At 54.7% G+C, this 13,513-nt stretch carries 14 protein-coding genes; 5 read left to right on the top strand and 9 right to left on the bottom strand.

All coding sequences use genetic code 11. From position 1 onward, the window contains the following. The first annotated feature begins 9 nt into the window (after positions 1-9). From ABEA08_RS11850 to ABEA08_RS11830, 5 genes are all read left to right on the top strand, one after another. Positions 10-1,224 carry a pyridoxal phosphate-dependent aminotransferase gene (locus ABEA08_RS11850; RefSeq protein ID WP_345335525.1) on the top strand — a complete coding sequence of 405 codons (1,215 nt, stop codon included), beginning with the start codon at positions 10-12 and terminating at the stop codon, positions 1,222-1,224. 10 nt (positions 1,225-1,234) lie between these two features. After that, positions 1,235-1,837 carry a 5'-deoxynucleotidase gene (gene yfbR / locus ABEA08_RS11845; RefSeq protein ID WP_345335524.1) on the top strand — a complete coding sequence of 201 codons (603 nt, stop codon included), beginning with the start codon at positions 1,235-1,237 and terminating at the stop codon, positions 1,835-1,837. A 51-nt stretch (positions 1,838-1,888) separates the two neighbouring features. Continuing rightward, the gene (locus ABEA08_RS11840; protein ID WP_345335523.1) at positions 1,889-3,229 is read left to right on the top strand and encodes an anti-phage deoxyguanosine triphosphatase; all 1,341 of its coding nucleotides are present in this window, start codon (positions 1,889-1,891) and stop codon (positions 3,227-3,229) included. A gap of 56 nt (positions 3,230-3,285) precedes the next feature. Continuing rightward, on the top strand, positions 3,286-4,635 hold the full coding sequence (locus ABEA08_RS11835) for a DUF4397 domain-containing protein (protein ID WP_345335522.1): 1,350 nt from the start codon (positions 3,286-3,288) through the stop codon (positions 4,633-4,635). A gap of 161 nt (positions 4,636-4,796) precedes the next feature. Next, positions 4,797-5,021, top strand: coding sequence for a hypothetical protein (locus ABEA08_RS11830; RefSeq protein ID WP_345335521.1), 225 nt, complete (start codon positions 4,797-4,799; stop codon positions 5,019-5,021). A gap of 68 nt (positions 5,022-5,089) precedes the next feature. Here the strand turns inward: ABEA08_RS11830 and ABEA08_RS11825 are convergent, their stop codons facing one another. The 9 genes from ABEA08_RS11825 to ABEA08_RS11785 form a co-directional block, all read right to left on the bottom strand. Further along, positions 5,090-5,719 carry a YchE family NAAT transporter gene (locus ABEA08_RS11825; RefSeq protein ID WP_345335520.1) on the bottom strand — a complete coding sequence of 210 codons (630 nt, stop codon included), beginning with the start codon at positions 5,717-5,719 and terminating at the stop codon, positions 5,090-5,092. 524 nt (positions 5,720-6,243) lie between these two features. Continuing rightward, positions 6,244-7,407 (bottom strand): dicarboxylate/amino acid:cation symporter, encoded by a 1,164-nt coding sequence (locus tag ABEA08_RS11820; RefSeq protein ID WP_345335519.1) that lies wholly within the window; start codon positions 7,405-7,407, stop codon positions 6,244-6,246. A gap of 263 nt (positions 7,408-7,670) precedes the next feature. Beyond that, entirely contained in the window at positions 7,671-7,994 is a 324-nt protein-coding gene (locus ABEA08_RS11815; RefSeq protein WP_345335518.1) for a TM2 domain-containing protein, read from the bottom strand. 142 nt (positions 7,995-8,136) lie between these two features. Continuing rightward, positions 8,137-8,886 (bottom strand): phosphate ABC transporter ATP-binding protein PstB, encoded by a 750-nt coding sequence (gene pstB / locus ABEA08_RS11810; RefSeq protein ID WP_345335517.1) that lies wholly within the window; start codon positions 8,884-8,886, stop codon positions 8,137-8,139. 24 nt (positions 8,887-8,910) lie between these two features. Then, entirely contained in the window at positions 8,911-9,756 is an 846-nt protein-coding gene (pstA, locus tag ABEA08_RS11805) for a phosphate ABC transporter permease PstA (protein WP_345335515.1), read from the bottom strand. A gap of 2 nt (positions 9,757-9,758) precedes the next feature. Further along, a complete protein-coding gene (gene pstC / locus ABEA08_RS11800; RefSeq protein ID WP_345335514.1) occupies positions 9,759-10,754 on the bottom strand; it encodes a phosphate ABC transporter permease subunit PstC in 996 nt (331 codons plus the stop codon). Positions 10,755-10,853: 99 nt separating this feature from the next. Then, positions 10,854-11,669, bottom strand: a complete 816-nt coding sequence (locus ABEA08_RS11795) for a phosphate ABC transporter substrate-binding protein (protein WP_345335513.1) — start codon at positions 11,667-11,669, stop codon at positions 10,854-10,856. A gap of 598 nt (positions 11,670-12,267) precedes the next feature. Further along, the gene (locus ABEA08_RS11790) at positions 12,268-12,615 is read right to left on the bottom strand and encodes a hypothetical protein (RefSeq protein ID WP_345335512.1); all 348 of its coding nucleotides are present in this window, start codon (positions 12,613-12,615) and stop codon (positions 12,268-12,270) included. A 48-nt stretch (positions 12,616-12,663) separates the two neighbouring features. After that, positions 12,664-13,266: a glutathione S-transferase family protein gene (locus ABEA08_RS11785; RefSeq protein WP_345335511.1), complete on the bottom strand. Its 603-nt coding sequence runs from the start codon at positions 13,264-13,266 to the stop codon at positions 12,664-12,666. Positions 13,267-13,513: the final 247 nt, after the last annotated feature.

The following is a 13,513-nucleotide window of genomic DNA, read 5'->3' as shown; positions in this document are numbered from 1 at the left end:
AGGTTACCCATGAGCGCCATCAACAAGTCCAATAAACTGAATACCGTCTGCTACGACATTCGAGGACCTGTGGCCAGAGAAGCCAAGCGCCTGGAGGAGGAGGGGCATCGTGTACTCAAGCTCAATATTGGCAACCCCGCGCCCTTTGGTTTCGAGGCCCCGGAAGAGATCATTCGCGATGTGATCCATAACCTTCCTGACAGTCAGGGCTATTGCGACTCAAAAGGGCTGTTCTCGGCGCGTAAAGCGGTGATGCAGCACTATCAGCCCCATGGGATCCGCGATGTCGATGTCGAAGATATCTACATCGGCAATGGCGTGTCGGAGTTGATCGTCATGGCGATGCAAGGGCTACTCAACAACGGCGATGAGATCCTGGTGCCGGCGCCGGATTACCCGCTGTGGACCGCCTCCGTCAATCTGGGCGGCGGCACTGCCCGCCATTACCTGTGTGATGAGCAGGCCGACTGGATGCCGGATCTCGACGATATCCGCCGCAAGATCACCCCCCAAACCCGAGGGCTGGTGATCATCAACCCCAACAACCCGACCGGCGCGGTGTACAGCCGCACCATGTTGTTGGACTTGTTGCAGATCGCACGCGAACACAACCTGATCGTGTTTGCCGACGAGATCTACGACAAGATCCTCTACGATCAAGCGGTCCACATTCCCCTCGCCTCACTGGCGGACGATCTGTTCATCATCACCTTCAATGGCCTGTCTAAGGCCTACCGGGCTGCGGGGTTCCGCGCCGGTTGGATGATGCTGTCTGGCGATCGCAGCAAGGCAAAGGGCTACATTGAGGGCCTCGAGATGCTCGCGTCCATGCGATTGTGCGCCAACGTCCCGATGCAACATGCCATTCAAACCGCGCTGGGCGGCTACCAGTCGATCAATGAATTGTTGCTGCCCACTGGCCGGTTATGCCAGCAGCGCGATCTGGTGGTCGAGCGTCTCAACGCCATTGATGGGGTCAGTTGCTATAAGCCCCAAGGCGCCATGTACGCCTTCCCGCGACTGGATCCAAAGAAATTCAACCTAGTGGACGATCAGAAGCTGGTGCTGGATCTGCTGATGCAGGAAAAGATCCTGTTGGTGCAGGGCACCGCCTTTAACTGGCCAGAGCCGGATCATCTGCGTTTTGTCTTCCTGCCCCACCTGGAGGATCTGGACAAAGCGATGGACAAGTTTGAGTCCTTCCTCAACCGCTATAAACAGTAGGAGCGCCTAAATGACACCAGAGTCCAGCACCTTCCTCGCGTGGTTGTTCCGTATGCCGCTGATCCGGCGCTGGTCTCTGATGTATTGCGTCAAACCAGAAAACGTGGCCGAGCACAGCCATCAGGTGGCCGTTGTCGCCCACCTGTTGGCGCTGATCAAAAACCGTAAGTTTGGCGGCCAATTGATCCCGGAAAAGGCCGCAACCATCGCCCTCTACCATGAGTGCTCCGAAACCCGGTTAGGCGATATTGTCAGCCCGGTGAAATACTCCAACCCGGAGATCACCCGCGAATTTAAGCAACTCGAAGCCGCCGCCGAGCAACAGTGTCTGGCAACCTTGCCTGCCGAGTTTCAGGCGGATTTTGCCGAATTGCTGGTGCAAAGCCAGGTGCCGGCCGAGTATGCCACCATCGTCAAAGCTGCCGATGTGATCTGTGCCTACCTAAAGGCCAAGGATGAGTTGGCGCACCACAACCACGAGTTCACCCACGTTATCGACAAACTCGCCCCAAAAATGGAGGAGTTGCGGCAGCAGCCCGAGGTGACCTACTTTCTCGATGTGTTTCTTGCTGCCTGCGGTGCAACCTTAGATACACTGGCCGAACCCACTTGACCGCTGCGCCTATGCTGGCGCAGACTCAGGGTAAGTCCTTGAGGAGGCAAGATGAACTCATCGGTAGATCCCTGGCAGCAAAGACGCTTTGACGAGGATCGGCCACGCCGGCACGATCAACGCTCGCCCTATCACAGAGACAAAGGCCGGGTGTTGCACTCCGCCGCCTTTCGTCGGCTGCAGTCCAAGACGCAGGTACTCGGCGTCGGCATGAACGACTTCTATCGCACCCGACTGACCCACTCAATCGAAGCCGCCCAGATCGGAACCGGGCTCAATGCCCAACTGCGCAGCAAACACCCGGAGATCGCCCCACTGCTGGACGATCAGCTGATCGAGGCCCTCTGCCTCGCGCACGATATCGGTCACCCGCCATTTGGTCATGGCGGCGAGATCGCCCTGAATTATATGATGAGGGAGCACGGCGGATTCGAAGGCAATGGCCAAACGTTTCGAATATTGACTCAGCTCGAGCCCTATACCCAGCACTATGGCATGAACCTCAGCCGTCGCAGCCTGCTTGGCGTCCTGAAGTACCCGGTTTGCCATGGCAGCGTCGCCAAGCCGCAACAGCATCCACCTGCCGTCAACTTTCGTCAACTCAAGGCCAGTGATTGGCAGCCGGCCAAAGCCCTGTTTGACGAGGACAGTGCGATCCTCGATTGGGTCTTGGCACCCCTCTGCTCGGACGACCGTCAGCAGTTTCAGTGCGTGACCGATACACCCGGGGCCAATGGTCACCTGCGCGCTCGTCACCGCTCGCTGGATTGCTCCATCATGGAGTTGGCCGACGACATCGCCTATTCAGTGCACGATCTGGAAGACGCGATCGTGCTGGGGATCGTCCATCCCGACAGCTGGGACAACGAGGTGCAGCAAGCCCTCAAGCAAGGCCCCAGCCCCTACCAAGATAGCGAGATGGCGCGGATCAGCGCTGATCTGTTCTGCAAAGAGCAATACCGCCGCAAAGACGCGATCGGCACCTTGGTCAATGGGCTCGTCTGCGCCGTGACCCTCAAGGCCCAGCCAGATCTACAAAACCCCTTGCTGGCACAGCGAGCGGTACTCGAGCCAGACTATCAAGCGCTGCTCAAACTCCTGAAACGCTTTGTCTTACATAACGTGGTGAAGAAACCCGAGGTCCAGCTCTTGGAGTTTAAGGGCCAGCAGATGGTGATGGAGCTGTTTGAAGCATTCGCGTCGGATCCTGAGCGACTCTTGCCCCGCATTACCGGGCAGATCTGGCAACAACACACCGCCGCGGGTCACAGTGGCAGCCGGGTGATCGCCGACTACATCTCTGGACTGACCGATGATTTTGCCGCTCGTCTGCATGAGAACCTGTTCAGTGCCACATCCGGTAACCTGTTTGAGCTGCAATCCCGCTTGTGATCCGATAAGCGAATGGTGACGTTAAAGGCTTCCGAGTATCCCATCGGAGAGCCCTCATGAAGTTTTGCACACACCTAGCCGTGCTTGCACTGGCACCGCTCACCCTTATCGGCTGTGACGACGATAACGACAACGACATCGCCCCCCTGCTAGAAGAGCCATCCGGATATATTCGCGTCCTGCACGCCTCTCCAGATGCTCCCGCCGTTAACATTCAAGTGAACGGCGACACCGCGCTGGCCAATGTCGAGTATCAGACCGGCTCTGGCTTTATCGAGTTACCGACAGAAACCTATCAAATCGCCGTCGACGCTCTGCTGCCAAATGATGCCACTGCCACCGTGCTCGGACCGGCTGAACTGCCGGTTGACGAGGATACGGAATATTCCATTATTGCACTGGGCAAAGTCGCCGACCAAACTCTGGCGCCATTGATCCTAAGTCGGGCCAAGACCGAGTTCGGCGCCGGCAACATCCGCCTACAGGTGTTACATGCCAGCCCGGATGCACCGGCGGTGGACATCTATCTGACCGAGACCAACGCAGATATCAGCATGATATCTCCTGCATTAAGCAACGTACCGTTCATGACCAACAGTGACTTGATCGAGCTCGCTGCGGGACAATACCAGGTCCGGATCACGCCCGCCAACGATAAAACCGTTGTCTTCGATACCGGCGCACTGTCACTCCCTGCTGGCACTGACCTCATGCTGGTTGCAGTGACCAATACGCGAACCGGTTCATCGCCAATTAACGTGTTGGCGTGGTCGGACGACAGCGTCGGTCTGATCGCCGACATCAACGCTGGCAGCGAGGTACGCGTAGTCCATGCATCGCCCGATGCGCCAGCAGTGAATGTGTTGCTGAACGATACAATAGCCCTTGCAGACGTGCCCTACCCCATCGCCAGTGACTATCTGCCTCTGGCCCAAGGCAGTTACAATGTCAAAGTAGAGCCGGCTGCTGCCCCTGGGACCTTCGTCATCCACGCCGACGTCAATTTCGAGCTCAACACCGCCTACACCGTGCTGGCTATTAATGAACTGGCTGACATCGCACCATTGGTCTTAGTTGATGAGCGCCGCCGGATCGCGACCGAGGCCGGGTTGCGCCTTATCCACGCCTCGCCCAGCGCCGGCTCTGTCGACATCTATCTGGGCACAGATAGCGATATCAGTGACGAGACACCCGCATTTTCCAATGTGGCTATTGGTGCCGAAACCGGCCGACTGATCCTCGCTGCTGGCAGTTATACCGTGACCGTCACACCCACCGGCAGTCAAGAAGCTGCGATCGGTCCTCTGCAGGTGACACTTGAAGCCGGCAAACTCTATACCGCTATCGCTCGGGACGAAGTCGGCGGCGGCCTGCCGTTGGGTCTGATCACCCTAGACGACTTTTAGCCCTTGGCTAGACTAAAAAAGGCGCCGCTTGGCGCCTTTTCTGCTTTACAAAGCACGTCACTCTAGCAGCCCAATCTGTTTTGCATACACCGGTGACAGCATCAACTTCCGCAATGTTATTTAGCTGTATATTAACGGTGAACATTATGGAGGAGCCTAGGATGGAATCGCGCTTACTCGTCGTTTTGATGATCATGCTGGTCGGCAATTTATACTGGTGGCACCGCTATCGACAAGCCCAAGCCAATGACAATATTGATGGGCGGGAGCGGGAAGAGCAGCTCAATCAGCTGCAGGATCACTGGGTCCAATTTACCTGTGTTGCCATCATTATCATCATGCTATTGGCACCACTGGCGTACGCCGTACTCAAGTCAGGCACCTGAGTCCACTCAGAATGCAACAAACCGGAGACAGGCTCCGGTTTGTTGGGGTTCGATCACTATCGATCAGGCTACAGCAATGACGGGAACAAGCCTTTCAAGCCCGCAGCCACCACCTCGATGCCGATCGACAGCATCAACAGACCCATGATCCGGGTGATCACGTTGATCCCCGTTTGTCCTAGGAGCTTGAAGATCACCGATGCCAAGCGGAAGATCGCCCAGCTCATCAAACCAAACAGTCCGATGGCCACGCTCATCCCCAGCAGGTTAGCCGGTGCGCTGTACTCAGAGGCATAAACGATCACTGAGCTGATGGCGCCGGGTCCCGCCATCAGAGGCAATGCCAGCGGCACAACCGCCACCGACTCTCTGGCCGCAGATTCACGATCTTCTGCCTTATTGTGCTTCACTTCACCCAGCTTGCCTTGCAGCATCGACATGGCAATAAAGGTGATCAACGTGCCACCCGCCACTCGGAAAGCGGACAAGGAGATGCTGAACATATCCAGGATCAATTGCCCTGCCAGCATGGTGACCATTAGGATCACCACCACCGCGATATTGGCGTGAATAGCCGTACGACGACGCTCCGCTTCACTGAGGTGACTGGTGAGGGTCACAAACACCGGCAAGATCCCGATCGGGTTGACGATCGCCACCAAACCTAGAAAAAATTGAAGATAAAGAGTCAGTTCCACAGTGTACGCGTCTCGCAATTAAAGGCTTAAAAATTCTGGCGTACTGTACGGCAAAGCCAGCCCAACGAACAATGAATTATTTGGCCGGCAATGGCCACCATCGCATTAGTTTTGCTAATCGGTAAGTAGCCAACAATGGCCCTAGCACATCGCGTTTGCGTTGTTCAGTATAGTGAGACAATCATTAACAAGGTTGAATACAAACACAAAAGCGACTTCTTGCCCGAGTGACTGCCTGTCATCTGCGACAATGTTGCCGGGCCGGATCCTTGTTAAGGCCAACGAGTACAGTGCCAATACGGGCACCACTGACGTGCGCCAGAAGCGAAAGAGCAGCGAAGTGCTGCGGTGCGAAGTGTGAAGCGCTCGGCCCTTGGCTAACCCTCATCAGCGCCGGCTTGGCCAGTAAGGCGTAACCGTCGATTAAGCACCAAACGAGAAACGGCCGGCAATGGTTGTCTGCAAGATAAAAAAAGCGACAGCCCTTGGGCTGTCGCTTCAACAGAAACGGTATGATCCAGAGCTTACGCCTTGACCGCTTCGCCTTGTGACTGCTCGCCTTGATCCACCAACAAAGACAACGCGCCGTCTCCAGTGATGTTACAAGCGGTGCCAAAGCTATCCTGCGCCATATACAGCGCGATCATCAGAGCAACCGCCGCCTCGCCAAAGCCCAACATCGCAGTCAGCAGACCCAATGCGGACATTACCGCACCGCCCGGCGCACCGGGGGCCGCGATCATCACCACACCCAGCATCATGATGAAGGGGATCATCTCAACCAGACCTGGGATCCCCATGTTCGGGAACATGTGCATCACGGCGATAGCACAGGTGGTCAGGGTAATGGTCGAGCCAGCTAGGTGGATAGACGCAAACAAAGGAATGGAGAAGTTGGCAACTTCATCAGATACGCCATTTTGCTTGGCTTGACGCAGGGTCACTGGGATGGTTGCTGCGCTAGACATGGTACCCAGTGCGGTAACGTACGCAGGCAGCATCGTCCGGATCAGGGTCCATGGTGACTTGCCACAGCGCAGGCCGGTGATGATGTACAACACAGACAGGTACAGCCAGTGCATCGCCACCGCCAATACCAACACCACACCAAAGGTCTTCAGGGTTTCGAATACCGAACCGTCAGCACCAAAGCCAGCAAAAACACCGGCAATGTAGAACGGCAGGACGGGGATGATCACCTTCGCCAACAGGCGATCGATGATCTCTTTGCCTTCATCAACAACCAACTTCAGGCTCTGGGCGCCCGTAACAGAGATCCCCAAGCCGAAGATAAAGGCAGCAGCCAGTGCGCTCATCACACCAAACAGGGCTGGTACGTTGAGCTCAAAGAACGGCTTCAAACCGTGCTCAGCAACCTCGTTCAGCTCCCCGCCGCTGACCAGCATAGGGACAAACGCCGACGCCGACAGATAGGCCAGGATCCCGGCGGTCAAGGTCGAGCCATAAGCGATCGCCACAGTGCGGCCCAACAGCTTTCCGCTATTGCGTTGCAAGTTGGCGATACCGCTGGCGATAAAGAACAGAATGATCAGCGGGATCACAAAGCTGATCAATTGGCCCAAGATCATCTGGACCGTCATCATCAGGCGTACCAGTACATCGGGTGCGTATAGACCGATCAACAGACCGGCCAAGATCCCTGCCAACAGGCGTAGAATCAGTTTCATCGGGACTTCCTTCTTAGAGCATTGTTTTTATATGGTATTGCTTCCGAGCTCATCCTACTTACACGCTCTAAGAAACGCCAGCCATGGCAGCATAATCAACTCGTAGTTGCGCAAATAAAAATTTCCACCGCTAGCGAAAGCAAGAAACACCAACAAAACATCTAACCACCAATATCATTACAACCCTAAGCTTATGTGAAAAAACCCGACCTGAGCCGGGCTTTATTGCCTTAAAGATAAGGTTTGCTTTCGCAGTACGGGCGTTAGGCCAAGCAGCAGCGTCGATAGAACTGTTGCCGTGACATATTTGCCATCCGGATCCCATCGACGATCCCCAGTACCGTCGGCACCAACGTCCAACAGAAGGCCAAATACAAGCTGCCCCGCACCGGTTGGCCTAGGTAGAAGCGGTGGATCCCAAACGTCCCCAGCCACAGCCCAAAACGACTCGCAGCGCGCTGACTGCGTAGCGTTAACGCCGGATCGATCCCCGCAAGCGCGTCTAACGCAAGTCCGGCTCCGCATTCAGGACAAACCACAGCGCTAAGTCCTACCAACTCCCGGCATTGGCTACATTCTTGTTGCATCAATACGTTCCCTATTTGGTCAAATATGACCAGATTATAGAGTACAGGTGTACGCCAAATCGCTCACCCAGATCACAACGCGCAGACCAAACATAAAAAAAGCGCCCCTAAGGGCGCTTTGACTTGCTTGCGGGTGGGTTTACTAGCCAAAGTCCCCGGTAATGTAACCGTGGGTTCTTTTATCTTTCGGGGCGGTGAAGATCTGCTCTGTCTCTCCGTGCTCCACCAACTCGCCCATCAAGAAGAAGGCGGTTTTATCGGCAATACGGCGCGCCTGCGCCATCGAGTGGGTCACGATCACCACGGTAAACTCTTTGCGTAGATCTTCCATCAACTCTTCAATACGGGCCGTCGCGATGGGATCCAAGGCCGACGTCGGCTCATCCATCAGGATCACGTCCGGCTTCATCGCGATGGTACGGGCAATACACAGGCGCTGCTGCTGACCACCAGACAGGCCAAAAGCGTGAGAATGCAGTCGATCCTTAACCTCATTCCACAAAGCGGCGCTGCGCAGCGCATCTTCAACGATCTTATCCAGTGTCTTTTTGTCTTTTACACCCTGAGCTTTCTGGCCGTACGCCACGTTCTCATAGATGCTCATCGGGAACGGGTTCGCCTTCTGGAACACCATGCCACAGCGCATACGCAGTTTGCGTACATCGACGTCAGCATAGATATCAGCGCCATCCATTTTGACCTGACCATTGATGGTCACGCCAGCGATCAGATCATTCATCCGGTTCAGCGTGCGCAGCAGCGTCGACTTACCACAGCCTGAAGGACCGATAAACGCAGTGACTTGCTTATGCGGGATCGCCAGTTCAATGGATTTCAGCGCTTGGTTTTCGCCGTAGTACAGGTCGAGATCTTTGATTTCAAAAGTGTTCATAGTCATATACCGCTAAAAGTCTGTTTAGTAAGTCGCTTTACTGAATTTGTTCGTGATGAACTTGGTGATCAGATTGATCGCCAGTACCAAGAGCACCAGCACGGTGGCAGTGGCAAATGCCATATTCCAGTCGTGTTGGGTGTACAGCTCTGTGGTCAACATATACAGGTGCACCGTCAGGGTTCGGCCGGAATCGAAAACCGAATCCGGGATCCGCGCCACCATACCTGCGGTCAGAAATACCGGGGCAGACTCGCCCACGATACGACCGATGGAGAGGATCAATGAGGTCACGATCCCTGGCATCGCGGCTGGGAGGATCACCCGCCAGATGGTGTACAGACGCGAGGCACCCAGACCATAGGAGGCTTCACGGTAGGACAGTGGAACAGAAATAATCGCTTCTTCCGTGGTACGGATGATCACCGGCAAAATCAAAATGGCCAGCGTCAAGGCACCAGAGAGGATCGAGAAGCCCAAACCTAGGGCGACTACGAAGAAGGTCATACCAAACAGACCGTATACGATGGACGGAATACCGGCCAACGCTTCGGTACAGAAACGGATCAGTTTCACCAATTTACTGCCGGGCTTCGCGTACTCGGTCAAGTAAATGGCGGTCATGATCCCAATAGGGGCTGCAATCGAGATAGACAGCAAAACCATATAGAGAGTGGCCATGATCATCGGCCAGATCCCCTCTTCATCACCGGTGCGGGTGTAGTCGTCGGTGATGAAGCTCCAGTCAACGTAGGCAATGCCGTTGCTGACAATGTAGAACAGGATCCAGATCAGAAAGCCCATGGTCAGCACTGCAGCGGACCAGATCATGCCTGTCAGGATCTTATCTTTGTTATCAGGAGTAAACATGCTTATTTGGCCTTCTCACGGTTCAGGTACATCAAGCTACCGTTGAGCAGCATAACGAATACGAGCAGCACAACGCCGGACGCGTACAGGGCACTGGCGTGAACACCGGTGGCGTAGGACATCTCCAGAGCGATGTTCGCAGTCAGGGTAATGGCTGAGTCCAATACACCTTGCGGCATAGCCGGGGTGTTGCCCATGACCATAATGATCGCCATGGTTTCACCGACCGCTCGGGCCATCCCCAAGATCACCCCGGTTAAAATGCCTGAACGGGCAGCCGGGATAAGCACATTAAAAATGGTGTAGATCTTAGAAGCCCCTAAGGCCAAAGAACCCTCTCGGTACTGCGGCGGCACGGCACGCAGCGAAGTTTCAGACACGGCGATCACCGTCGGCAAGATCATAATGGACAGCACCACGGAGCCGGCCAAGATGCTGGCACCAGACGGCACATCAAACACCGTTTCGATCAGCGGCACAATCACCACCAAGCCGAAGAAGCCGTATACCACCGAAGGGATCCCCGCCAGTAGCTCAATGGCAGGACGCATCACATTAACCACACGCTGTGGTGCGATCTCGGCAAGGAAAATGGCGGTCAAAACACCCACCGGCACGCCCATCAACACGGCAAGTCCCGTGGCGGCCAACGAGCCCGCGATCATCGGTGCCAGGCCATACATCGCCGGTGGCGCCCAAGTGGAGTTGGTCAACATCTGAATGGTCCCGACCACGCCGTCCGGTAACCAACCGTAGCCAAAGATGCTCTGGCCTTCCTCTTCCACCAAGTAACGAGCCAGATCCGCACCGGTATACAGCGGCGCGGACAAGCTTTCCTTTACCAAGAAGAAACCAATGGTGATAACAGAGGCAACACCGATAAAAGCACTGAGTAGAAACAGCGCATGAAACGCGTGCTCAATGAAGTCACGACGTCGGGAGCTTTTTAGCTCCTCTTGCGCCGAGTCTTTCTGCACTAACACGTTTACTTCAGACATAAAATTTTAACAACCCTATTAAACCCGCAAACAGACTGCAGCACCCCTGCCGCAGTCTGTTGTAAACAATGCTCAATCTAACTCGATTGGGCAGTCGGCTTATTTCGCCGGTACGTAGCCTTTCTTAGCCACGATTTCTTGACCTTCTGCAGACAAAATCCACTCAACAAAGGCGTGCGCGTAATCCGGAGTCTTCGGACCGGTCATCAGCACGAAGGAGCGAGCAACCGGATAAGATTGGTTTTGCACGTTAGCAACCAAGGCGTCAACACCATTGATGTCCAGCGCCTTAACAGACTCATCTACAGTACCCAGAGAGATGTAACCAATCGCGTTTTGGTTTTGGCCAGCAGTGGTCTTAACCATGCCATTGCCGTTGGCCACTTGAGCGCGCGGCGAGATGGCGGAAACCTTCTTGCCTGCAATGGTTTGCTTCAGGGACAGTACATCTTCAAAACCGGCACGAGTACCGGATGCGGTATCGCGGGTCACTGCAACGATAGGCGCGCGCTCGCCGCCCACTTCGGCCCAGTTGGAGATCTCGCCACGATAAATTTTGGAAACCTGCTCGGTAGTCAGATTCTCGATGGTGTTGTTCGGGTGCACAACGATTGCAATGCCATCGTTTGCCATGATGATGCGCTCAACACCGGCTTCGATTTCACTGTCGGCTACAGCACGAGATGCCATACCAATGTGAGATGTACCTTGGTTGGCTGCGCGGATCCCAGCGGAAGAACCTGGGCCTTGCACCTCAACGAAGTTACCGGTCTTATTGGTATAAGTTTCAGCAAGAACCTCCATCAAACTGGTCATGGAATTAGAACCAGAAACAGTGATGGTTTCGCCAGCGACAACGCTAGACGCGGTGAACATAGACATAAGCGCCAAAGCGCCGGCAGCAAATTTTTTCATGGTCAGAACCTTAAGTTATCCTTGTTTGTTGCCACTCTCTGGCGGCGAGTGCATTAGGCCAAACTCAGATGACAAAAATATTTCACTTAGGTTCCAGTTCTATTGCAGCCCAAAAGCAGCATCATCACCACAGCGCCCACGATTGAAAATCAGCCACTCCGGAGTGACTTCTGCTCACTTAGGCATCAAACCCAGTTTTATATGACAGCAACATGACGACAAAAAAAGACCCCAAAAACTTTATCGTGACTGGTAATTGCACTTGCATACGGCCTTCAACCTTGAGTGTCGCGGTAAAACGCTGCGCGTGAGAGCGGCTCGCGCCCGAGCTTGTGCGCTATTTATCTCGAACACGGCATACGGGGGAGAGGCGTCATCGCAAGACAGCGATAAGAGGGAGCCAAGCGGTTCACTGCCGAGAGCCTGGCCGAAAGGCAGCCACCGGCAACGCAACCTTGGCATTGAAGTCGATGCGGTAGGTCGAGAGATAAAACGAAAAAGTCGCCCAGCAGTTAACGCAGACACAGCCGAAAAAAGCGGCCATCCATTAACAAAGAGACTATCAAAGCAAAAGCGCCACCTTGGCGCTTTTGCTAACTTACTTGAGATTCACTTCTATCCGGTCCTGAGCGCCCAGCCTGACATAAAGCCCCTCAATGGTCGTAAAATGGTCGACGTTCAGCTTGCCTTTACGCACGGTGTAATACGCAACCTCTCCCTGAGCCGAAACGACCGAGACATGCAATAGCCGATGACCATCCCAAACTCGGTACCCCAATAGCCCGGCAACCAGCAGCAGTAACAGCGCACCAAAAAACACGGTGAGCCCGCGATACTGGGGCACTGGAGCAGGCGTAAAATCCGAACTTTGAGCTCGCGTCCGCCGACGCGAAAAGAAAACTACCCCAGCGATCACAGCAAGGGTAAACAACAATTTTGTCAGCATACCGAGTCCTATCTTCTAGTGTCCTCAGTATACCGAGACTGGCTCGGATCAGGCCTGTCGGCGATGCAAATAATCTACTTGAGTCACCAATGCACTGTCTCGCAGTGCCATCATGTTCGACCATCGCTGTAGCGAAGACAGATCCTTTGCCAAGGTAGGCTGGCCCCCATACAACTTATTGATCAATGGATAGAGGCATAGATCGGCCAGCGTCAATGACGCAGTCCCAACAAACTCTTGTTCCCCTATCGCCAATGAAAAAGGCAAGAGCAGTTCACCAAATCGCTGCTCGATCGCTTCAGCCTGGCCCAGTACGTCATGCTGCTCACACCAAGCAGCTGCACTGGTTAACTGCGACAAAGCCGCACTGCACCACTGCATGGCTAAGGCTCGCTCCCTCGGCTCATCGGGCAGCAACTCTGGACCCGGGGCAACATCATTGACGTAATACAGGATCGCCGCGGTTTCAAACAAGTACTCCCCCGCATGCTGCAATACCGGGATAAGTCCGAACGGATTCTGCTGCAGGTGCGCAGGGGAGCCATACTCAACAGGCTCAAGCCGATAGGCCAAGCCCTTCTCTTCACAACACATAGCAACCGCGCGGGTACGGGTTGACCGAAGATCGCCGTGAATGATCAGTGGCAGCATGACAACTCCTTATTAAGCTGTCTTAAAGCGTAGCTAAAGAACCAGACCGCTTCCCCACTGAACAATCACCTTGTGTACTGACGCGCAGCCAAGGTCCTGCCGAATAGGCTGCAATAAGACTAATACCAATTCCATTATCTATTTGGTCAGTCTGGCCCATTCCCTGCTGCAAAGATGCCGCACTTGTTCTGCATCTTTTCGAAAGCTGTTCCAAGCATCTGCAACCTGGTCGACAATGTGGTCATAG

The sequence above is a fragment of the Ferrimonas pelagia genome (genome assembly GCF_039543565.1).
Taxonomy (GTDB): domain Bacteria; phylum Pseudomonadota; class Gammaproteobacteria; order Enterobacterales; family Shewanellaceae; genus Ferrimonas; species Ferrimonas pelagia.
The sequence above is the reverse complement of the archived record's forward strand: the minus strand, read 5'-3'. Positions and strand labels throughout refer to the sequence as shown.